This is a genomic window from Pseudarthrobacter equi, from assembly GCF_900105535.1.
Lineage (GTDB): Bacteria > Actinomycetota > Actinomycetes > Actinomycetales > Micrococcaceae > Arthrobacter > Arthrobacter equi.
Genome location: NZ_LT629779.1, coordinates 764,353 through 785,698 on the forward strand (window position 1 = coordinate 764,353; position 21,346 = coordinate 785,698).

Consider the following 21,346-nt stretch of genomic DNA (forward strand, 5'->3'; position numbering starts at 1 on the left):
GTGCACGACGGGGCACTTGCCTGCATAGTTAAGCTCCTGCGCCGGTGGGTAATAGACACCGCAGGACAGAAACGAACAGGGGCTTGAATTGGTAGGTAATGCAACCTTCCGTCACACCAACACCGCGCTGCTCTCGGTGAGCAGCGTCGAAGCTCCAAGGATCGTGAGTTCCGTTGACTTCGACCGCCGGCTGGCGTCGACACTGCAGCGGCTGAAATTCCCGCCCCGGCTCCTGGAGCGCGTCGCCGGGATCACGCACCGCCGCTGGTGGGCGGCCGGCACGTCGTTTGACGACGCCGCCATCGAGGCAGGAGCCAAGGCCCTTGCCGAAGCCGGTGTGGAAGCGTCCGAGGTTGGCCTGCTGATCAACACCTCGGTGACCCGGCGCAACCTTGAGCCGTCCGTTGCGGTGAAGATCCACCACGGACTGGGCCTGCCGTCGTCGGCCATGAACTTCGACCTTGCCAACGCGTGCCTCGGGTTCGTCAACGGCCTGACCCTCGCGGCCAACATGATCGACTCTGGCCAGATCAAATACGCCGTTATTGTCAACGCCGAGGACGCCGAAGCAACACAGGAAGCGACGATCGCCCGGCTGCAGCGTCCCGAAACCACCCGCGAGGACTTCAACCGCGAGTTCGCCACACTCACCCTGGGCTCCGGCGCTGCCGCGGCCGTCCTTGGCCCGGCAGACGGACACCCCGGCGCGCACCGGCTGGTGGGCGGGGTGATGCGCGCGGGCACCGAACACCACGAACTGTGCGTGGGCGGCATCGACGGCATGAACACCGACACCAAAGGATTGCTCGACGGCGGCCTGCAGCTTGTGGTGGACGCCTGGCACGAGGCGCAGCCGGAGTGGGACTGGGCCACCATGGACAGGTACGTCACGCACCAGGTAAGCAACGCCTACACCCAGGCCATCATCGATGCCATCGACCTTGACCCGGCCAAGGTGCCCATCACGTTCCCGCACTGGGGCAACGTGGGACCGGCTTCACTGCCCATGACGCTTGCCGCCGAATCCCAGTCCCTCGAAGCCGGGGACCGCGTCCTCTGCATGGGCGTGGGCTCCGGCCTGAACACCGCAATGATTGAGATCGTTTGGTAGCCGCCGCCTGGCCCGGCGTGGATCCGCAGTGGTCCCGCGAACTTGCCGTGCCCTCCACCTCCGGGGCGGATGAGCCCGGAACGGTCCGCAACTGGCACATCCTGGATAACGGCGCCCAGCTTGAGGCCCGGGGCCTGACACCCGCAGGCACCCTGCTGTGCGTGCATGGCAACCCCACCTGGTCCTACCTCTGGCGCACGCTGCTGGCCCCCGGGTCCGATCCCGCCCACCCGTGGCGCGTGGTGGCTGTGGACCAGCTGGACATGGGGTTTTCGGAACGCACCGGCACGTTCCGGCGGCTCGCCGACCGAATCAACGACCTGGGCGACCTCACCACGGCGCTGGGCCTGGACGGTCCCGTGGTCACAGTGGGGCACGACTGGGGCGGGGTCATCAGCCTGGGCTGGGCGCTGGCGCATCAGGACCAGCTCGCCGGGGTGGTCGTGACCAACACGGCAGTCCACCAGCCATCCACCTCCAAAATTCCGCCGGCGCTCCGGCTGGCCCTGCACCCCGCCGTGCACCAATGGGGAACGGTCACCTCTGACGCCTTCCTGCGGGTGACCCATTCGCTGGCCCACCCGCCGCTGGCCGCCGACATCCACGCCGCCTACATGGCCCCCTACCGGGGCGCCAGCCGGCGGTCCGGTGTGGGCAACTTCGTGGCCGATATCCCGGTGGACGAATTCCACCCCAGCTTTGCGGCACTGGCCGGCGTGGCCGAAGGGCTGCGCGGGCTGGCAGTCCCGGCCCTGATGCTCTGGGGCCCCCGCGACCCCATCTTCTCCGACCGCTACCTCAAAGACCTGATCGGCAGGCTTCCGCACGCCAAGGTGCACCGCTTCGAAGGCGCAGGACACCTTGTGGCGGAAGACCGGGACATTGCCACGCCGGTGTTTGAGTGGCTTGCCGCCCGGGAGGGTTCTGCCCCTACCGACGCTGATTTGTCTGGCGCCGCTGATGTTTTGGACACCTCAGCAAACCCGGCGGCGCCGGAAACCGCTGAATTCCGGCCCCTCTGGGACCTGCTCGGCGAGCAGGCCGCAGGGCCGGCCGGCACCGGGTCCGCCGTCGTGGAGATGGCCCCGGACGGCACGGCAGCCCGGTCGCTCAGCTGGCAGCAGCTGGACCAGAAGATCCTGGACCTCGCTGCCGGGCTGGAGAAAGCCGGAGTGCAGCGCGGCAGCAGGGTCAGCCTCATGGTGCCGCCCGGGGTCGACCTCACCGTGGCCCTCTACGCCTGCCTGCGCCTTGGTGCCGTGGTGGTGGTGGCCGACGCCGGACTGGGAACCAAGGGCCTGAGCCGCGCCGTGAAAGGCGCCACCCCGGACTTCATCATCGGCATCGACAAAGCCCTGGCTGCGGCCGCCGCCCTTGGCTGGCCCGGCCGTCGCATCAGCGTGGGCACCCTCCCGGCCGCCCGCCGCCGCCTCCTCGGCGCCGAAACCTCCCTCGCAGAACTGACCCGGCCCGGCGCCGCACACGCTGGGGCCCAGCACGCCGATGCTGCCGACCCCGACGCCCCCGCAGCCGTGCTGTTCACCTCGGGCTCCACCGGGCCGGCCAAGGGCGTGCTCTACACGCACCGGCAGCTGGCCGCGATGCGGGACACCGTGGCCAGCACCTTCGGTATCCGGGCAGGGTCCAACCTCGTGGCCGGTTTCGCTCCGTTCGCCCTCCTGGGCCCGGCACTGGGCGCTGTGTCCGTCACGCCGGCCATGGACGTCACGGCACCCCGCACACTGACAGCCCGCGCGCTGGCCGACGCTGCCAGAGCCATCGACGCCACCGTGGTGTTTGCCTCCCCGGCGGCGCTTCGCAATGTCGTCGCCACCCGGGAGGACCTCGATGAGGCGGGCCTGAAGGCGTTGGCACGCGTTGAGCTGCTGCTCTCCGCCGGAGCCCCCGTCCCCGAACCGCTCCTGGCAGAGGTCCAGCAACTGGTCCCCGCGGCCTCGCTGCACACCCCCTACGGGATGACCGAGGCCCTGCCGGTCACGGACATCAGCCTGGAACAGATCAGGGAAGCCGACGCCGAAACAGCGGCCGGAACCCTCCACGGCGGCGGCAACGGCGTGTGCGTCGGCAAACCCGTCCACGGAGCACGCCTGGCCATCATCCCGCTCTCGGCGGACGGCACCGCGTCCGGAACCACGCCGGTGACGGATGCCGGCGTGGCCGGTGAAATCCTGGTCAGCGCCCCGCACGTCAAGGACTCGTACGACAGGCTCTGGCTGACCCAGCGCGAGAGCGCCGGCCTGCCCGGCTGGCACCGCACCGGGGACGTGGGGCACTTCGACGCCGCCGGCAGGCTCTGGGTGGAAGGCCGCCTCGCCCACGTGGTGACGGCACCCGGCGCCGCGGTAACCCCGGTGGGTGCCGAGCAGGCCATCGAACGGCTGGACAATGTCCGGTTGGCGGCGGTCACCGGGGTGGGCCCGGCCGGCACGCAGGCGGTGGTGGCCGTCGTCGAAACCGCGCCTCCAACGCGCACCGCGGGACCGGCTGAACCCGCCCTCTCCGCAAGCGTCCGCGCAGCAGCCCGCACGGCCGGCGTCAGAATCTCCGCTGTGCTGGCCGTTCCCGCGCAGCCCACCGACATCCGGCATAACGCCAAGATCGACAGGACACGGCTTTCGCGCTGGGCAACGCGCGTGCTGGCCGGCGGCCGGCCGGGTAAACCGTGAGGGTCCTGGTCACCGGAGCCAGCGGCATGCTCGGCGGCGCCGTGGCGCGGCTCCTGGTCCGCGAGGGCCACACCGTCACCACGCTGCAGCGGCGCCCGTCGGGGGTCGACGGCGCTACGGACCTCCGCGGGTCCATCACCGATGCCGGGGTGCTGAAGGACGCCGTCCGGGGCCAGGACGGCATCATTCACCTCGCCGCGAAGGTCTCCTTCACCGGACGCGCGGCGGAGTTCGACGAGGTGAACATCGAGGGCACCCGCCGGCTCCTGGACGCCGCGCGGGCGGCGGGCGTTCGGGACTTCGTGTTCGTTTCTTCCCCGTCCGTGGCGAATTCCGGGGCCGCCATCGTGGGGCTGGGCGCGGGACCGGCAGACCCGGAGCACGCGCACGGCGACTACGCCCGCACCAAGGGCGCCGCCGAATTGCTGGCCCTGGCCGCTGATTCCCCGGGCTTCCGGGTGGCCGCCGTGCGCCCGCACATCGTCTGGGGCCCGGGCGACACCCAACTGGTGGAGCGCGTCCTGGCCCGCGCCGCCGTCGGCCGCCTGCCCTTGCTGGACGCCGGAGCTGCCCTGATCGACACCACCTACGTGGACAACGCGGCGTCCGCCATGGTGGCCGCGCTGGAACGGATGGAGCGCGTCCACGGACAGGCGGTGGTGGTCAGCAACGGCGAGCCCCGCCCAGTGGGTGAACTTCTGGCCGGCATCTGTGCTGCCGGCGGCGTTGCGGCGCCGACGTGGGCCGTTCCCGGAGCCGTGGCCCGGGGTGTGGGGTCCGTGGTGGAAAAGCTGTGGCTGTGGGCCGGACGCACCGAAGAGCCGCCCATGACCAGGTTCCTCGCGGAGCAGCTGTCCACCGCCCACTGGTTCGACCAGCGCCGCACCCGGGAGCTCCTGGACTGGACCCCTGCGGTGTCGCTGGACGAAGGACTCGCGAAGCTCGCCGCCCACTACGCCCCGCGATAAGCCGCAGCCAGCAACCCTTTTCATTCAGTGAAACCGGCCGCGCCGTGCGGCTTCCCGATACCCCACAGTTGATTCATGACGCAGCCCACACCGGGCTTGTCAGGCAGTCACCACGGGATCATCACGGGACAGAACGGCGCGGTACACATGGAGTCAACGACGACGGCGGGGCGGATCCTTCGGGGGATTGAGTTCGCCCGCCCCGGCGGCGGAGCGCCGCTGCTGCTGGACCTCTACCTCCCGGCGGATCCCGCCCGGGGCACCGCTTCCCCGCACCCCGCGGTGGTCCACTTCCACGGCGGCGGCTGGCGGACCGGGGAGCGCTCCTCGCTGGGGCCCACGGTGGACGGTTTCGGGCTCAGCCCCATTGAACAGCTGGTGAACGCCGGCTTTGTGGTGGCTTCCGCCGACTACCGGCTCACGGATACCGCCACCTTTCCCGCCCAACTGCACGACGCCAAGGCCGCGGTCCGCTGGATCCGGGACCACGCCGCCGATTACAACGTGGACCCCGGGCGCATCTACGCGTGGGGTGATTCCGCGGGCGGCCACCTCGCCAGCCTGGTTGGCCTGACCGCCGGGTCAGCGGCGTTTGCGGACGACGGCGGCACGGGGACCGCCGACAGTGTCGCCGCGGTGGTGGCCTGGTATCCGCCCACCGACCTGGTGCTGATGGGAGCCCAGGCCCGGCCCGACGCCGTTGCCAGTGCCGACGATCCCGGTTCCCGGGAAGCACTCCTCATCGGTGCCCAGCCCGCCGACGCCCCGGACAGGGCCAGGGCCGCCAGCCCCCTCGCCTACGTGCATGCGGGCGCCCCTCCCTTCCTCCTCATCCATGGCACGGCGGACCGGTTCGTCCCGGCGGCCCAGTCCGCCGCCCTTGCCGGGGCGCTGGAAGACGCGGGCGCCGCCGTCGAACTTCTCCTGCTGGACGGCGCGGACCATATGTGGGCCACCCCGGACGGCAGCAGCGCGGCCGCCGAAGCGGCCACCGCAGCAACCCTCGATTTCCTCCGCCGCCAGTCGGAGCACTGATTTTCCACTACGCCCGGGCAGCCCGCCTGCCCGGCCGCCAGACCTGAAAGGCCACCTCATGCAGTTCATCGGCATCAACCACAACGGCGAACCCTGGGCGGCAGCCCTCGCCGGATCGCACGTCCTCCCGCTGGCCACAGTCACCGACTTCTGGGCCGACCCCGAGGGCTGGCAGGACAAGGCAGCCACGCTGGTTGCCGGCGTTTCGTCCCATGCCGGCGCGGAGGGCAATGACGCGTCCGACGCCGGCGCCTGGCTGGAGCGGGGCAGCGTCACCGAGGTGCCCCTCGTCCCGGCCGCGGCCCGGGTGATCTGCGTGGGCCTGAACTACAAGGCGCACGTGGCCGAAGGAAGCTTCAAGGACCTGGAACTGCCCCCGTACCCCACCCTGTTCGCCCGCTGGACGGCGTCCCTGTCCGTGGGCAATGTCCCGGTTCCCGTCCCCGCCGGTGAGGCCGGGCTGGACTGGGAGGGGGAAGTGGCCGCCTACATCGGCCGCCGGGTCGAATCGGCAGACGAGGCCGCCGCGGCGGACGCCGTCTTTGGCTACTCCACCTTCAACGACATCACCTCCCGCAAGGCCCAGAAACTGACCTCGCAGTGGACGCTGGGCAAGAACGGCGATTTCAGCGGGCCGCTGGGTCCGCTGGTCAGCCGCGACGAGGTGGGCGATCTCCGGGACGGGCTCCAGGTCCGGACCCTGGTGAACGGCATCGAAGCCCAGAACGGCAACACCCGGGACATGATCTTCTCCGTGCCGGCCATCATCTCGCTCATCAGCCAGACCTTCACGCTGCACCCGGGCGACGTCATCGCCACCGGCACCCCGGAAGGCGTGGGCTACGCCCGCACCCCGCAGTGGCTGCTGCAGCCCGGCGACACCGTGGTGGTGGAGATCGAGAAGCTCGGCAGCCTGACCACCCCCGTGGGCGACACTTCCCTGCGGAGCCGTGCCTGATGGACACCTCGCAGGGCACCTTCCCCCGCATTTTCCCCGTGACGGCTGCGGCGGACATCCCCCAGGAGGCCCAGGTCCTCATTGCCGGTGGCGGCCCCAGCGGGCTGTTCCTGGCGCTGGACCTCGCCTCCCGCGGCGTCGCCAGCACCGTGATCGAACCCCGCACCGGCGTGGACCACACCAGGCCACGGGCCAAGACCACGAACGCCCGCACCATGACGCACCTGCGCCGGCTGGGGCTTGCCGAGGCCCTCCGGGGCGCGTCGCCACTACCGGTGGACTACGCACAGGACGTCATCTTCTGCACCGGACTGACAGGCCCGGCTGCCCACGAGCTGCGGCGCTTTTCCAACGCCTTCCAGCTGGTCCCCGGCCGCTACGGCCCGCAGCCCGAAGGCGGGCAGCAGGTGCCGCAGCCGGTCCTCGAGGAAGTGCTCCGGGCCGCCGTCGGCAGCCATCCGCTGGTGACATTCGTGACCGGATGGGCTGTCAGCGAGGTCCATGCCTCGGGTGAAACTGCCCCGGCGGCGCACACCGCCGTTGTTTCGAATGGAACGTCCGGTGCCGCCCACACCATTGCGGCGGAATATGTGATCGGCGCCGATGGCGGGTCCTCCGCAGTCCGGCGCAGCCTGGAGATCCGCCTGGAGGGCGGCTCCGCGGCGCTGTCCAACATCAGCATCCTGTTCCGCTCCGGGGCGCTGGCCCCGGCCATCACCCTGGACCCGGCCGTGCAGTACTGGGTGGTGGGCTCGGACACGTCCGGCATGGTGGGGCCAGTGGACCTGGACGGTACCTGGTGGGCCATCGTGCAGGGTGTGGACCCGTCCGTCACCGTCAGCACGGAGGACGCGGGCGCCATGGTCCGCGCGCTGGTGGGCACCGAGGTGGACATCGAGGTGCTCGCCACCGATCCGTGGACCGCCCGCATGCTGCTGGCCCCTCAGTACAGCCGCGGCACCATTTTCCTGGTGGGCGACGCCGCGCACCTCAACCCGCCGTGGGGCGGCCACGGCTTCAACACCTGCATTGGCGATGCCGCCAACCTGGCCTGGAAGCTGGCCGCCACCATCAACGGGTGGGGCGGACCTGCGCTGTTGGCCAGCTACGGCCAGGAGCGCCGGCCGGTGGCGGACCGCACCATCGGCGACGCCGCACGGAACGGCAAAGCGCTGGCGTACCACTTCGCTGATCCGGAGCTGGCGGCATCCGGGCCTGACGGTGATGCCGCCCGGCTCACCGCCCGTGACGCGTTGGCCGTGAAGCAGAGCGAGTTCGATTCCCTGGGGTTGGTGCTGGGCTATGCGTACACTGGCTCGCCCCTGGTGGTGCCCGACGGCCTGCCTGTGCCGCCCGAGGACCCCATCCACTACGTCCCGTCCGCCAGCCCGGGCTCACTGCTGCCGCATGCCTGGTTGGCGCAGTCCTACTCTCTCTACAGTGCGCTGGGCCCCGGTTTCACGCTGCTGGCCGACGCCGCCGTGCTGGGCGGAGTGCCGGCGGATGAGGCTTTTGCGCCGGTGGTGGAGGCGGCGGCCCGGCAGGGCATTCCGGTGACCGTCGCCGCCGTCGGGCCTTCCGACGACGGCACCCCCCTTTCCGATCAATGGGGCGCCGACGCCGTGCTGGTCCGGCCCGACCAGCACGTGGCGTGGCGCGGCAATTCAGCCGAAGCCGCCGCGGCCGCGCTGTCCATCGCGGCGGGCCGGCTTCCCGGTTCGCGGCGAGAAGCCGCAGGCACCGGGCCGGCACACGAGCCGGTCACAGAAATCCCAGCAGAAGAAGTTCCAGCAGCAGATTTTCCAGCGAGGAGCGCCCGTGTCGACGCCGTCATTCCGTGACTACCTGTTTGCCCCGGACCATCCGCGCGTTGCGGAGATCCGTGGCCTGAACGCCCGCGAATATGCCGAGGCCGCGAAGACCGACTCCTTCGCAGGCCCGATGATTGAGGGCTGGCAGAAGCTGTACCCGCAGCCCTTTGCCGGCATCACCAGCGACGGCGTCCGCCGGGAAGGCCTGTTTCCGCTCGCTCCCGCCCGGGCCGGGGAGGAAGGGCCGACGGCGGACATGGTGGCCGCCGCGCGCAAGCTCCTGGGCACCATCACGCCGGAACAGGCGGGGAAGCTCTCCTACGCCGTGGACGCGCCCGAGTGGCAGAGCTGGGCCAACCCCGAGTTCATGCAGCACGATACCGGGCTTCGCCTGGACGAACTCGGCGAGCCGGTCCGGGACGCGATCCTTGGCGTGGTGGAGGCGAGCCTGTCCGGGGAAGGGTTTGAACTGGTGCGGAACCTGATGCGCATCAACGGCTTCCTGGGCGACCTGGTGGAACTGCCGCTGCTCATGAACGAGTTCAGCTACAACTTTGCGCTCTACGGGGAGCCGTCCGAAACGGAACCTTGGGGATGGCAGCTTTTTGGCCACCACGCGGCGATTAACTGCCTGGTGGCAGGCAGCCAGCTGGTGATCTCACCGGTCTTCATGGGCGCCGAGCCGGACATGATCGACGCCGGCCCGCACCGGGGCGTGAAGGTCTTCAAGGAGCGCATCGCCCTGGCCCGGCAGCTGATGGGTGCGCTGCCTGCGGACCTTCGTTCCCTTGCCGTGGCCTACGGGTCCATGGTGGACCCGGCAATGCCTGAAGGCCGGATCCACCCGGGCGACGAGCGGCACCTGGGCGGCTGCTTCCAGGACAACCGGGTGATCCCCTACGAGGGCATCCTGGTGGCGGACATGCCGGTGGAAGCCCGCGAACTCCTGGACGCCGTGGTGGACGACTTCATCGGCTACCTTCCGGACGGACCCCGCGCCGCCCGCCGTCGGGAAATCCAGGAGCAATACGGCGAGACGTACTTCAGCTGGATCGGCGGCTGGGAGGGGGACGGGGCGTTCTACTTCCGCCTGCAGAGCCCGGTAGTGGTGCTGGAACTCGACCACCACACCGGCGTGTTCCTCAGCAACGATGAACCTGCCCCGTTCCATATGCACACCGTGGTCCGCACCCCCAACGGCAACGACTACGGCCGCGAACTGGTCAAGCAAGCCACCGCCTGACCCACCCCAATCATCGATTGCTCCGCATGGGCCCTTATCAGGCGCCAAAACGGCGGTTACGGAGCAATGGATGGTCCCTGAATCGCAGAAGGCCCGGATTTCCTTTCGGAAGTCCGGGCCTTCTGCGGTGGCGGTGGCGGCTGGCGCTAGGGGATGTCGAGGGCTGCCCGGCGCTGCGGCGGGGGTCCGACGACGGTCAGGTCCATCTCCGCCTGGGCCCGGCCGAAGCCTTCCATGTCCATGTAGGGCTCGCCGCCCTCGGTGTACATGTAGTCCTCGGTGGGCTTGTTGAAGTACTCGAAGAACCCGTTGAACACCGACGGCGTCAGGAAGCCCACCATCTGGGTGTTGTGCGCGTCGAGCGCGAACGAGTGGATGGTGCCGGCGGGGGCGTGCACGAAGTCGCCCTTCGTCAGCAGCATCTCTCGGCCGTTGGCGTAGAGCCACATCCGGCCCTCGGTGCAGAGGAAGTTCTCGGTGTGCTCGGAGTGGAAGTGCAGCGGGATGTAGGGCGACTTGGCGCCCTTGGTGTGCACGGCGAAGTAGTTGGACCCGGTGTTGGCCGGGCGGGACAGGTAGGTGAACATCGTCTGGTAGCTGGCCAGCCGCTCACCCTCGCCGGCGCTGAGGAAGTAGGGGCTCTGTGTGGGCGGCAGCCCGGCGTCGTGCTTGAACGACGGCGCCACGCGCTCCACGTCCGGGAAGGTGATGCCGAACTCGGCACCCACCTCGGCCTGCTCCTGCAGGCTCGCGGACCGGCCGGCGCGGACCGGCGGGACGTGCGAATCGATGGGCGTGCCCACTCGCTCGTAGTACGCCTCGCCGCCGCCGGGCGTCATCCAGTTCAGGAACCGGGTGTAGTGGCTGGCCATACGGTAGGCGTGCGGCGTGTTCGGCGGGATGACCACCGAATCGCCGGGAGTCAGGATACGGCTCTCGCCCGGCAGCCAGACGTGCAGGATGCCGTCGAAAACATAGAGAGTCTTGTGCTCGATGCTGTGGCTGACGAACGGGGATTCGGCGCCCATGCCGCCGGAGATGTAGGCGGCGCTGAAGATGCCGCCGGTGTCCGCGGCGCGGGCGATGACCGTGACCAGCTGCCCGTTGATCTCGTACCGGGCGCCCTCGCCGGAGGCCATGTAATAGGGGACGGCCTCGCCCGGCAGCGCATTGGCCACCGGCAGCTGTTTGTTCATTTCCTCCACGCTGAGGGACATCTGTTCCTTCTTTCGGGTCGCCCGGCACGGCCGGAATGTGAGTCCCCACCAGCATGACGGACCCCCGGCCGCGCGTCAGGCCCGGTTTTCAATCAATGAACAGCCCGCTGCCGGCCGGCGGCTACAGCGTGCGGAGCAGGAAGGCCGGCTCCGGCCGGTGCACGCCGCGGGGGCGGTAGCCCAGGGCCTCCGAATGTCCCAGCAGGTCCGCCAGGTACCAGATGATGCTGAGCCACATTTCGGTGCCCTGCAGGCCGGGGAAGTTCTGCTGGCCGCTTTCGGGTGCCGCACTGAAGGCCATGCCCTGCCCGGGGCACCACTGGCCGAGGGCGTGGTCCAGCTGGGTTGTGGCCCAGGCCTTGATGTCCGCCTCCCGGTGCGTCACCTGTTTCCGTGCGAGCCAGAGCGGATGGACCACGTCGAGCACGTTGCAGGCGTTCTGCCGGCCGTCTGCGAAATACCGGGGATCAGCTCCGTGCTCCAGGACGGTGTCGATCAGTTGTTCCGGGTGGGGGACCGGCAGTCCGAACTGGGCGAAGGTGCCGCGGGTGAGCCGGTAGTAGCCGTTGACCACCTTGAGGCGGGTATCGGCGGAAGGGGTTCCCCAGGTTCCCGCGGCGCTGTTGACCCGGGTCAGGAGCCAGCCGAACAGGGCCTCAAGGGTGCCGGTGCTCAAGGGGTTTGCGTCCGCAGCATGGGCCAGGTTCCAATACTCCGCGGTTCCCCACGCGTCCACCCAAGCGCCGGATTCCCAGGCTTCCTTCCGCCACGGCAGCGCGTTCAGCCGGGCTGCCAGATCCGCAGGCCCGGTCCCGGCCACCGCGTGGATGGGGTGCTTGAATCCGCTTCCCAGCAGATCGAGGGCGTACCCCACGGAGAGCACGTGATACGTGGCCGCCCCGTGCCCGAAAGCCAGTTCTTCTCCGGCGTCCGGCAGCCCGTCCGGGCCGTACTCGGGCACCAGGCCCGTCCGCGGATCCTGCAGGGACCGGAGCCGGTCCGCGTGTGCGTCCCTGCTGAGCTGCGGGGGAGTGGTGCGGAGGAGGAGATCCGCGATTTCGACCGCGTCGCAGTGGGCCCGGACCGTTGCCGCCGCACCCGGACGGTCCACGTAGCGGCCTTCGCCGAAGCCGCCGGTGCCGGACGCCTCCTGCTGCCACGAGCGGGCGATGATCTCCGGGGCGTCCGCGCGGGCCGTTCCGGCGAAGGACGCAAGCCGTTCACGCAGGATCCCATCGCCGCCGCCGGCAGGCCTGCGGGGAGTCCGCCTGTCGCGGATAAACCGTGCCGGATTGCCGCCCACCACCGCCCAGTCGGGCACGTCCTTGGTGACCACGGCACCGGCGGCGAGGACCGCGTGGGAACCCACCGTGACGCCGTCGAGCACCACCGCGTTGGAACCGATCCAGACGTCATCGCCGAAGACGATGCCCTTGCTGGTGAGCGGCTGCCGGAACACCGGTGCGGACGGTTCCATGGAGTGGTTGAACCCCAGGATGGAGGTGTGGGCGCCGATGCGGACGCCGTCGCCCATGCTGACGGTTCCGCGCACCACCGTGAAGGCGTTCACGGTGCAGTTGCTGCCGATCCGAAGGTCCCCGGTGAGGTACGCGTGGGCGGCGATGAGCGATTCGTCCCCCAGGGCCAGGCTGTCCGGGTCCACCATGGCCAGCGCAGAAACGTAGGCCCCTTCGCCGATGGTGATGCCGTCCTTGCCGGCCAGTGCCCGCTGCCGTTCCAGCTGCGCCTCACGCTGCGCCTGGGAGGCGTTGTCCCGGAAGGTCCAGGGGGAGTAGTCGAAATTCAGGTCTGGCTGGGCGTTCACGGTGTCTCCACAACGGTGTCTTGGGCTGAAACGGGCGGCTCGCCGGGGCTCACGGCCGGCAGGTCAGGCGCCGGCTGCCCAACCGCTGCCTGCTCAACCACTGCTGGTCTGTCCGGCCAGTGACGCAGGTACCAGGCCCTGGTGGACCCCATGGCGGCGTCCAGCCGGACCGCATCGGGGTGCCATGCCTTCTCCCATTCCAGGCACAGCAGCCCGGTGTAGCCGCGGTCCTTGAGGAGCTGCGCAAAACCGTCCACCGGGAGGGTCCCATCTCCGATCGTCACCGGCGTCCGGCTCTCCGGAAGCCCGGCGTCCTTGACCTGGACGCTGCCCAGGCCGTTGGTGAGCCAGGGCGCCAGGATGTTCCACGTATCCTCGAGGCCTTCGCCCACACGCCAGGGGTGCATCAGGTCCCACACCGCACCCACCCTTCCCTCCACCTGGCCCAGGATGGCGGCAATGTCTTCTCCGCGGGGGTGGGAGTCGTGCGTTTCCAGCGCCGGGAACACGTCCAGGTCTTCGGCAAGGCGGCCGACGGCGGTGAGTCGCCCGGCGGCGAGGGCGTTGACTTCGTTGCGGGCCGTCGTCGTCACGGGAACCTGCTGGTAATCCGCGGGCTCCGTGGGGGCGCCCGGAAAGACCCGGACCGTGGGGGCTCCGAGGTCCGCGGCCAGGAACAGCGCGGCCTCCAGGGCACCCACCACGAGTTCGTCCGGCGCCGGGTCAGCCATCCGGATGTAGCTGGCGAGCCCCGTGATGGCCACGCCGGCGTCCGCCACCTCCGAGCGGAGGCGGGCACGGTCCTGCCGGGTCATCGCCGGTGCTGCGATCTGGCCCGGCGCAAGCCGCAGTTCAACGCCTGCCACGCCGTGTTCGGCCAGCCAGCCCAGAACGGTGCCGAGCCCTTCGCCGGGGGCGCCCAGGGTGGAAACTGTCAGGACCGGGCGGCCCTCTGGAAGGTAGTGCAAGGGTCTCCCCGGTCTGTAAGGAATATCGTTTCAACCATTCTTTGCGGGCCCTCCTGAGCGGTCAACCGATTTATGGCGGTTCGATCACAATCGGTCAGCGGGACGGCTGCAGAACCGTCCGTCAGCTCTCGTCCGGGCTGCCCACCTGTCCCACCACCTCGGCGGTGTACGCCTGGGAAGAGGCCATGCTGCCGCGGAACCACAGCACGGCGTGGACCGAGGGATCGCCGGGAACCACCAGGGGGCGGAGGTTGTCGGAGCCGGAGTTTTCGGTCACCGCGCTCCAGCTCCAGCCGGCGCCGCAGTCGGCCGTCCGTCCCCGGTAGATCTCGTAGTGGTCCGTGGCTTCGCCGGTGCCGGGGTGGACCGGCGTGGAAATGTAGACCTGGTCCAGGTTGTTGGGATCCACGGCGCCCAGCCCGGTGTAATCCTGCTCATGGGGAAGCAGGCCCGGGCCGGCCACGGCCAGCGGGTGCAGGGCCCACTCCGTTCCGTCGAAGCGCGCGTACAGCAGCCGGTGGTCGTCGACGTCGAGCCGTTGCTGGCGCTGGAGCGGCCCGTTCACGTCGTTGGCCCGGCAGCTGATGATTGCCGCCAGCTGGTTGCCCTGCCCCCGCAGGTCTGCCGTCCAGGCGTGGGTGAGGACGTCGCCGTCGATCTCGGTGCCGGCCCGGAAAACGGTGGTGAGGGTGTCCTGGTTGACGCCCGCGGACCCCAGGAGCGGCTTGCTCACCACCCGGCCTTCGGCGTCGTGCAGCGCATTGTCGCGGATAAAACCGTGGTAGATGCTGTTGTTGAAGTCGCGGGGGTGGTGGTCCGTGGTGATGAGGTCGATCCGGTCCACCCCGTTGCCCCAGTAGCGGGTGTAGCCGTTGACGTAACCCACCTTGGCGCGGGTGAAGAGCTTGCCGCCGTAGCTCCAGGTGCTGCCGTCGTCTTCGGACACCAGCATGGTGGGGTCGTCGTTGATGGCGCGGACAAAGTTGTAGACGCGGGATTCGGCGTCCAGCCTGTGCAGGTTGGAGTAGGTGGCGCCGCGGCCGCCGGCCAGTTCGGTCCAGTTGAAGACCTGCTCGGGCTCCCATTCGGAGGCGTCATGCGGCCGCACGGATACGCGCCAGCGGGAGTAGTTGTCCGTCTTGTGCCGGGCGTACATGGCCACGTACCGGCCGTCCGGCCGGATCAGCAGCGCCGGGGCGTTGTGGTCATCGGATTCCAGCCGTTCGTGCAGCACGTGGACCTGGCTGTGCCCCGTGGCGGGGTCAAGCACTGCCACCTCGATGTTGCCGCCGCGGTCAGTGCCGCCTGGGCCTTCCGGAGCGGCGACGGAACCCACCAGCAGGGTGTTGTTGGCCGGATCGATGAGGGCGCGTTCGTCCTGGAACCAGCACCATGCCCCGTTGTCATTGATGCGCACTGTGAAAGCCGTTCTGTGTGATTGAAGAAAGGGTGGCGTGCTTCATTCAATCAGGACCGGCGAGCCTTGGAAAGGGCTTTCCGTTATTGGCGGGCCAACCGGTCCGGGCGGAAGCGGCCGTCAGCCGCCTCCGCATGACCGCTCAGGACTCGCATTCCCTGCAGTACTTCTTCCCGTCCTTTTCCCGTGCCAGCTGGCTGCGGTGGTGGACCAGGAAGCAGGACATGCAGGTGAATTCATCCGCCTGGACCGGGACCACCTGGACCTGCAGTTCCTCGTGGGACAGATCGGCTCCGGGGAGCTCGAAGCTGTCCGCAAGGTCCGTCTCGTCCACATCGGGAGCGGCCTCCCGGCGTCCCGGCTTATCGGCCTTCAGCTCCTCGATGGCTACGTTCGGTTCGTCTTCCGGCGTCACCCGGGGAGCGTCGTAATCAACTGCCATTAATGCGTTCTCCTCTCTGGCTGCTGAAATCCGGAATCGCCTGGACAGGTTTTTCCGTCGGGATTGTTCCCGACTGATTCTTCTGGACAGATTCTTCCGAACAGGGCAACAACGCCGGGGCGGGGCCACAATATTCCCGTTCGGCCCGGGTGCCGGCCGCAGCCGGTCAGCCCTCCGGCCGGGTGTTCACGCCCCTGGTCATCTTGCGGATTTCGTCGTGCTTCAGGCCGCTCGCGGAGGCGAGCTGGTAATCGTCCAGCAGGCGCTGCTTCCTCGCGTCCGCCAGCACCTGGACGCGGTGGCGTTCGACGGCGGCACGCGCCGCTTCGACGGCGGACACCTCGTCCGCGATCCCGGCAATGGTGCGCAGCTGGTCCGCTGCAGGCAGGCCCGAGGGGTACAGCCCGTCCCGGCCCAGCCCGATGCCGCGGACCGCGGTGACAGGCACGCCCGCAGCCTGCGCGATGGTGGAGACCTTCACGCCGTCGCAGACGGCCTGTGCCACGCGTTCGTTGAGCTCGGAGAACAGGGCCCGCAGCCGGCTGGACCGGAGGGAAATCATCCTCCGCTGTTCCTCCAGGAGGTCCCGGATCTCGCCAACCTTGGCGGCGGCAGGGTCCGGCTGCGGTGTTCCCCGGTACCGGTACGCACCACGTGGGGAGTCGCAGTCGCAGCGGCAGCGGCCGTTGGACGGAAGGCATGGTGGGCGGACACGGCCGGCTCCTTGCTGCCAAAAGGCTCCTGGGACGAAAGTAGCGGAGGACAAACCCCAGGCGGACGGCGGAAAGCCGGCGGCCGCCGTCGTACGCCATGACGCGGAGCGCGGGAAGGAGGATGTCCAGCCTGCCACGCTACGCGGCCCCGCCGCCGGGCGGGGAATACCAATTTGGCGTGGTGTTATAGCGGATTCTTCTGGGTGCGGTGTCATAAGGGCCGCTTATCCGTCCACGCACTTTAGGTCTTATCCAAGCGGGGTGTTCCTTCCCTACGCTCGAATGAATCACACTCCGTCCGCAGTGGAAGGCCCCGGAAGAGAACATGCCTGAATTCGTGCCAGCGTCACGCGTCACCCGAATCAATACCTCACCCAGCGTGGCCGCAGCGGCCCGTGTCCGGGAGCTCAAGGCCGAGGGCTGGCGGATCCTGGACCTGACGGTGGGTGAACCGGATTTCGATACCCCCCAGCACATCAAGGACGCCGCCGTCGCCGCCATTGGCCGCGGCGAAACCAAGTACACCTCGGTCACCGGAACGCCCGAACTCCAGCAGGCCATTCTCCAGACGCTCGAGCGCAAGACCGGGCAGCAGTACACGCCCGGCGAGATCACCATCGGCGGCGGCGGCAAGCAGGTCATCTTCACCGCCTTCATGGCCACCCTGGATGCAGGTGACGAAGTGGTCATTCCCGCCCCCTACTGGGTGTCCTACCCGGACATGGTGCTCGCCAACGAGGGCACACCGGTGATCGTCCCCTGCTCCGAGGACACCGGCTTCAAGCTGACTCCGGAGGTGCTGGCAGCCGCCCTCACGGACCGCACCAAGTGGGTCATCCTCAACACGCCGTCCAACCCCACCGGGGCTGTCTACTCCCGTTCCGAACTTGCCGGCCTGGCCGCGGTCCTCAAGGAGCACCCCGCGGTCCATGTCCTCACCGACGAGATCTACGACGAAATCCACTTCGGCGCGGAACCGATCACCAGCCTGGTTGCCGTGGCGCCGGAACTCAAGGACCGCGTGTTGGTCACCAACGGTGTCTCCAAGGCCTACGCCATGACCGGCTGGCGGCTCGGCTACGCCGGCGGGCCGGCGCCCCTGGTGGCAGCCATCAACAAGCTCCAGTCCCAGATGTCCTCCTGCCCGTCGTCCGTCAGCCAGGCGGCCGCCGCCGCGGCACTCACCGGCGACCAGTCCTTCGTCCGCGAAAGCGTGGCCGTGTACCGCGAACGCCGGGACGCGGCAGTTGCCGGGCTCAACGCCATCGAAGGCCTTAAATGCGCGACGCCGGAAGGCGCCTTCTACGCGTACGTCAACTGCGGCGGGGTCATCGGCAAGACCACGCCGGACGGGAAACTTATCGCGAACGACGAGGACTTCACCCTCTACCTGCTGGACGCCGCCTCCGTGGCTGTCATCCAGGGCTCGGCCTACGGCGTGGGCCCCTACTTCCGGATCTCCTACGCCACGGGACTGCCTGTGATCGAGGAATCCATCGCTGCCATCGAAAAAGCGGTCCTGGCGCTCTCCTGAGCCCTACGTTCCGCACCTGCCCGCTGCTACACCTCCCTTTCCAGCCCCTTTAGGAGCCATCCCGTGATCCACGTCAAGACCAAGTTCGACAAGCCCTCCGAGGACGCCATCGAACGACTGTCCAAGTTCTCCTCCGCCACGGTCCACGAAGCCCAGGGGCGCAAGGGTGCGCTGAGCTCGAAGATCAAGCCGATTGACCGCAGCATGTCCTTCTGCGGCCCGGCCGTCACCGTAGTGTGCGCGCCGCGGGACAACCTCATGCTGCAGGTGGCCATCCACTACGCCCGGAAGGGCGACGTTGTGCTGGTGGCGGCCGGTGAATTCGAGGAAGCCGGAACCTTTGGCGACGTGCTGGGCAACGCCATGAAGGCAAAGGGCGTCGCCGCCATGGTCACCGATTCCGGCGTGCGCGACACCAAGGACCTGATCGAGCTCGGCCTGCCCGTGTTCTCCGGCAGCGTCTGCATCAAGGGCACCGTCAAGGAAACCATTGGCCCCATCAACCACCCGCTGGTCTTCGGCGACGAAATTGTCTACCCCGGCGACGTCCTGCTGGGCGACGCCGACGGCGTCGTGGTGGTCCGGAAGGACGAGATCGAGGAAGTCATCGCATTGTCCCAGGCACGCGTTGACGCCGAGGACGAACTCATCCGCCTCTACAAGGAGGGCGGCACCACCATCGAGCTGTGCAAGCTCACGGACGTCCTCAAGGCCAAGGGCCTGCTGGTGGAGGACGCCGAACTCGAACCCGCGCTGTAACCACAAAGCAGGGCCCGGGGTTCCTTTCGGAACTCCGGGCCTTCCTTGTGCCGGACTGCATTTCAACCAACGAGTGCTCCGTAACTGCCGTTTTGGGCGACCTAAACGGCAGTTACGGAGCACCCGATGATGTGGCGGGTGTCAGTTCATGCCGGGCAGGAGGTGCGCCGGCGGGCCAACCTGGGTGTCATCCAGGTACCACATGGTGGAGCCGCGCCTGCCCGGCGGCATCATGCTTCCCTCAAAGACAAAAACAGGGTCCGACGCCGGCCCGTCCTCAGGCCGCCAGAAACCGTTGGTGGGGCAATGCGAGCCGGTGCCCGCCTTGAGCTGGATCCTTCGGTCCGAGGACTTCCGGTATTGCAGGCTGGTGATCTTTTTCATGGCTGGGCTCCAAGGAATCATTTGTGCCGGGTAAACGCCTTAGGCGAACCCTTATGGCTTTTATCCTAGAACGCCCGCAATTCCATGGATAAGACTAATGGAGCGTGACCTGATAAGGCCGCCTTATGATGGCTAATTCGAGGCGGCAGGCTTTTCGGCGGAAATCGGCGGGTATTTGCTGCTGAGCATTTCCTGCAGCATTTCCTTCAGGACCAGCAGCACGGCGGACCCGGCCTCGGACAGCGGCTCATGGTCCGGGGTGCACAGGGCGATCTTGCACTGCAGTGCCGGATCCACGATCCGCAGGACCCGGAAGTCCTCCTCATGGAACAGGGCGTCCGCCGCCGACTTCGGCAGGATGGTGGCCCCCAGATCGCTGCGCAGCAGCCGGGTGAGCGATGGAACCGATTCCACCTCGCCCACCAGCCGGAGCGTGAGCCCCTTGCCCTCGATGCCGGCCTGCACCACCTGCCGCAGCGTGTGGATCTGCTCCGGCAGGAAGAGGCCCAGCGTGGCGGCCTGCTCCAGGGTGATGGTGTCCGCCTCCGGCCCCACCGGGAGCTCGCGGCCACCGTTGACGATCAGGTACAGGTCCTCGACGATCAGGGTGGTGAACTGCACGCCCCGGATGGGCCCGGGCTCGTAAATCAGGGCCATGTCCAGCCGGCCGTTCTTGATGGCCTCGCTGAGTACACCGCCGTAAATCTCCGTCAGGTGCAGCACGATATCCGGGTAGCGCCGGTTCACTTCGCTGATGATCCGCGGCGTCAGGCTGGACGCCATGCTGTAGGGAGCGATGGCGATGGAAACCCGGCCCGACGGCGCAGCGCCGGATGCCGCCACATCCAGCCGCGCCTGTTCCACCAGCCTCAGGATGGTCTGTGAGTGGCGGTAGAGGGTGTGGCCGGCGGCGGTGGGTTCCACGCCCTGCTTGCTCCGGATCAGGAGCCGCTGCTTCAGCTCGGTTTCCAGGGATGAAACCTGCTGGCTCAGGGCCGGCTGGGCGACATGGAGGGCGGCGGCTGCCTTGGTGATGCTGCCGGAATCGACGATCTTCACGAAGTACGCCAGCTTGCGGGTGTCCATAGCGTTCCTCTTTCCGGCGGGGACGGCACAGTGCTGCAGGGGGTCATACGTTGGCGCTATGGCGGGACAGGCATTACGTCTTTGTGTGATCCCGGCCTCAGGCATAGGTTAATTGCAGATGACTTCCCAATGACCAGAACATTCTATCCCCGCTCCGGTCATAGCGGCTTCCGATGACGGCATATGCATTTTGCATAAACCGCAGAGGCATCATTTGGCCGCATTGTTTTTACATTTTCGAAACACGCCATAAGTACATTTCCAGGTGTCGGCCACAACGCCGCAAGCGGGGGTCATAACCGTCCCCTATCCCGTGATACCGATTAGGTCTTTGTGTGAGTCAAGTCTCCGGTGCCACACTTTTTTACATCCCCGAACATGCAGCAGAGGAAGGCCCGCAATGCCCACAGTTGATCTCGTAGCGGATCTTGGTGAAGGTTTTGGTGCCTACTCGATCGGCGACGACAAGGCCCTCCTGGATATCGTGTCCAGCGCCAACATCGCCTGCGGATTCCACGCCGGCGATCCGGACATCATGAACGCCACCGTTGCCGAATGCGTCCGCAAGGGAGTGGGCATCGGTGCCCACCCGAGCTTCCCGGACCTCCGCGGCTTCGGCCGCCGCGCCATGGACCTCACCGCGGACGAGGTCCGCAACGACGTCGTGTACCAGCTCGGCGCCCTCACCGCTTTCGCCGCCTACCACGGCGGATCCGTCTCTCACCTGGCACCGCACGGACGCCTCGGCAACCTCGTAGCCACCCGCGCCGACTACGCAGAGGCCGTGGCCGACGCCGCAGCCCGCGTGGACCCCCGCCTGATCGTGCTCGCCCAGGACGGCGAACTGGCCACCGCCGCAGCTGACCGTGGCCTGCAGGTAGCCATCGTGGGCATCGCCGACCGCGCCTACCAGGAGGACGGCACCCTGGTTCCCCGCAGCCAGCCCGGCGCCGTCATCCACGACCCCGCAGCCATCGTCGAACGGACGGTCCGGATGGTCTGCGAAGGCCTGATCACCACGGCGACCGGCAGGGACCTCGCCATCCAGGCAGACACCATCCTGCTGCACGGGGACAACCCCGGCGCCGTCGAACTGGCCCGCCTGGTCCGCAGCGAACTGATCGCCGCCGGCGTCACCGTGGCCCCGCTGGCGCAGGTGCTCGCCGCGAAGCAGAAGGTTTCCTGACC

Annotated in this window: 18 protein-coding genes; 10 read left to right on the forward strand and 8 right to left on the reverse strand. The window is 68.4% G+C overall.

Annotated features, from left to right (window positions below; genetic code table 11):
* Window positions 1-88: 88 nt before the first annotated feature.
* The 7 genes from BLT71_RS03465 (at window position 89) to BLT71_RS03495 (ending at window position 9,813) form a co-directional block, all read left to right on the forward strand.
* On the forward strand, window positions 89-1,111 hold the full coding sequence (locus BLT71_RS03465; RefSeq protein WP_091717604.1) for a 3-oxoacyl-ACP synthase III: 1,023 nt from the start codon (window positions 89-91) through the stop codon (window positions 1,109-1,111).
* Window positions 1,105-3,798, forward strand: a complete 2,694-nt coding sequence (locus BLT71_RS03470) for an alpha/beta fold hydrolase (RefSeq protein ID WP_091717606.1) — start codon at window positions 1,105-1,107, stop codon at window positions 3,796-3,798. The genes BLT71_RS03465 and BLT71_RS03470 overlap by 7 nt, the downstream gene beginning before the upstream one ends.
* Window positions 3,795-4,766, forward strand: coding sequence for an NAD-dependent epimerase/dehydratase family protein (locus BLT71_RS03475; RefSeq protein WP_091717608.1), 972 nt, complete (start codon window positions 3,795-3,797; stop codon window positions 4,764-4,766). Before BLT71_RS03470 ends, BLT71_RS03475 begins: the two co-directional genes overlap by 4 nt.
* Window positions 4,767-4,841: 75 nt before the next feature.
* Complete coding sequence (locus BLT71_RS03480; RefSeq protein WP_091717610.1) at window positions 4,842-5,801, forward strand: alpha/beta hydrolase; 960 nt, start codon at window positions 4,842-4,844, stop codon at window positions 5,799-5,801.
* 58 nt (window positions 5,802-5,859) lie between these two features.
* The gene (locus BLT71_RS03485; protein ID WP_091717612.1) at window positions 5,860-6,759 is read left to right on the forward strand and encodes a fumarylacetoacetate hydrolase family protein; all 900 of its coding nucleotides are present in this window, start codon (window positions 5,860-5,862) and stop codon (window positions 6,757-6,759) included.
* Window positions 6,759-8,600 carry an FAD-dependent monooxygenase gene (locus tag BLT71_RS03490; RefSeq protein ID WP_091717614.1) on the forward strand — a complete coding sequence of 614 codons (1,842 nt, stop codon included), beginning with the start codon at window positions 6,759-6,761 and terminating at the stop codon, window positions 8,598-8,600. The genes BLT71_RS03485 and BLT71_RS03490 overlap by 1 nt, the downstream gene beginning before the upstream one ends.
* Window positions 8,578-9,813 (forward strand): DUF3500 domain-containing protein, encoded by a 1,236-nt coding sequence (locus BLT71_RS03495; protein ID WP_091717616.1) that lies wholly within the window; start codon window positions 8,578-8,580, stop codon window positions 9,811-9,813. The genes BLT71_RS03490 and BLT71_RS03495 overlap by 23 nt, the downstream gene beginning before the upstream one ends.
* Window positions 9,814-9,959: 146 nt before the next feature.
* On the opposite strand, the gene BLT71_RS03500 is transcribed toward BLT71_RS03495, so the two are convergent.
* The 6 genes from BLT71_RS03500 to BLT71_RS03525 form a co-directional block, all read right to left on the reverse strand.
* On the reverse strand, window positions 9,960-11,030 hold the full coding sequence (locus tag BLT71_RS03500) for a quercetin 2,3-dioxygenase (RefSeq protein ID WP_091717618.1): 1,071 nt from the start codon (window positions 11,028-11,030) through the stop codon (window positions 9,960-9,962).
* Window positions 11,031-11,151: 121 nt separating this feature from the next.
* A complete protein-coding gene (locus BLT71_RS20890; RefSeq protein ID WP_091717620.1) occupies window positions 11,152-12,855 on the reverse strand; it encodes an acyltransferase in 1,704 nt (567 codons plus the stop codon).
* Window positions 12,852-13,823: a sugar phosphate isomerase/epimerase family protein gene (locus BLT71_RS03510; RefSeq protein ID WP_231994435.1), complete on the reverse strand. Its 972-nt coding sequence runs from the start codon at window positions 13,821-13,823 to the stop codon at window positions 12,852-12,854. The genes BLT71_RS20890 and BLT71_RS03510 overlap by 4 nt, the downstream gene beginning before the upstream one ends.
* 121 nt (window positions 13,824-13,944) lie before the next feature.
* Complete coding sequence (locus BLT71_RS03515; protein ID WP_091717622.1) at window positions 13,945-15,240, reverse strand: BNR-4 repeat-containing protein; 1,296 nt, start codon at window positions 15,238-15,240, stop codon at window positions 13,945-13,947.
* Between the two features lie 142 nt (window positions 15,241-15,382).
* Complete coding sequence (locus tag BLT71_RS03520) at window positions 15,383-15,682, reverse strand: DUF4193 domain-containing protein (RefSeq protein WP_056082606.1); 300 nt, start codon at window positions 15,680-15,682, stop codon at window positions 15,383-15,385.
* A gap of 166 nt (window positions 15,683-15,848) precedes the next feature.
* Entirely contained in the window at window positions 15,849-16,244 is a 396-nt protein-coding gene (locus BLT71_RS03525; RefSeq protein WP_091717624.1) for a hypothetical protein, read from the reverse strand.
* Between the two features lie 476 nt (window positions 16,245-16,720).
* Between BLT71_RS03525 and BLT71_RS03530 the strand changes: the two genes are divergently transcribed.
* On the forward strand, window positions 16,721-17,929 hold the full coding sequence (locus BLT71_RS03530) for an aspartate transaminase (protein ID WP_091717626.1): 1,209 nt from the start codon (window positions 16,721-16,723) through the stop codon (window positions 17,927-17,929).
* Window positions 17,930-17,992: 63 nt separating this feature from the next.
* Entirely contained in the window at window positions 17,993-18,688 is a 696-nt protein-coding gene (locus BLT71_RS03535; RefSeq protein WP_091717628.1) for a 4-carboxy-4-hydroxy-2-oxoadipate aldolase/oxaloacetate decarboxylase, read from the forward strand.
* A 141-nt stretch (window positions 18,689-18,829) separates the two neighbouring features.
* On the opposite strand, the gene BLT71_RS03540 is transcribed toward BLT71_RS03535, so the two are convergent.
* Entirely contained in the window at window positions 18,830-19,072 is a 243-nt protein-coding gene (locus BLT71_RS03540; RefSeq protein ID WP_091717629.1) for a hypothetical protein, read from the reverse strand.
* Window positions 19,073-19,204: 132 nt separating this feature from the next.
* A complete protein-coding gene (nac, locus tag BLT71_RS03545) occupies window positions 19,205-20,158 on the reverse strand; it encodes a nitrogen assimilation transcriptional regulator NAC (protein WP_091717630.1) in 954 nt (317 codons plus the stop codon).
* Window positions 20,159-20,558: 400 nt separating this feature from the next.
* On the opposite strand from nac, the gene BLT71_RS03550 reads away from it, so the two are divergent.
* Window positions 20,559-21,344 (forward strand): LamB/YcsF family protein, encoded by a 786-nt coding sequence (locus BLT71_RS03550; protein WP_091717642.1) that lies wholly within the window; start codon window positions 20,559-20,561, stop codon window positions 21,342-21,344.
* The last annotated feature ends 2 nt before the right edge of the window (window positions 21,345-21,346 follow it).

What these genes read in the sequence shown, in the direction of transcription:
- BLT71_RS03480 (WP_091717610.1), top strand. Translation starts at nt 4,842, where the DNA reads ATGACGCAGCCCACACCGGGCTTGTCAGGCAGTCACCACGGGATCATC.
- BLT71_RS03485 (WP_091717612.1), top strand. Translation starts at nt 5,860, where the DNA reads ATGCAGTTCATCGGCATCAACCACAACGGCGAACCCTGGGCGGCAGCC.
- BLT71_RS03490 (WP_091717614.1), top strand. Translation starts at nt 6,759, where the DNA reads ATGGACACCTCGCAGGGCACCTTCCCCCGCATTTTCCCCGTGACGGCT.
- BLT71_RS03500 (WP_091717618.1), bottom strand. Translation starts at nt 11,030, where the DNA reads ATGTCCCTCAGCGTGGAGGAAATGAACAAACAGCTGCCGGTGGCCAAT.
- BLT71_RS03520 (WP_056082606.1), bottom strand. Translation starts at nt 15,682, where the DNA reads ATGGCAGTTGATTACGACGCTCCCCGGGTGACGCCGGAAGACGAACCG.
- BLT71_RS03525 (WP_091717624.1), bottom strand. Translation starts at nt 16,244, where the DNA reads ATGATTTCCCTCCGGTCCAGCCGGCTGCGGGCCCTGTTCTCCGAGCTC.
- BLT71_RS03530 (WP_091717626.1), top strand. Translation starts at nt 16,721, where the DNA reads ATGCCTGAATTCGTGCCAGCGTCACGCGTCACCCGAATCAATACCTCA.
- BLT71_RS03540 (WP_091717629.1), bottom strand. Translation starts at nt 19,072, where the DNA reads ATGAAAAAGATCACCAGCCTGCAATACCGGAAGTCCTCGGACCGAAGG.
- nac (WP_091717630.1), bottom strand. Translation starts at nt 20,158, where the DNA reads ATGGACACCCGCAAGCTGGCGTACTTCGTGAAGATCGTCGATTCCGGC.
- BLT71_RS03550 (WP_091717642.1), top strand. Translation starts at nt 20,559, where the DNA reads ATGCCCACAGTTGATCTCGTAGCGGATCTTGGTGAAGGTTTTGGTGCC.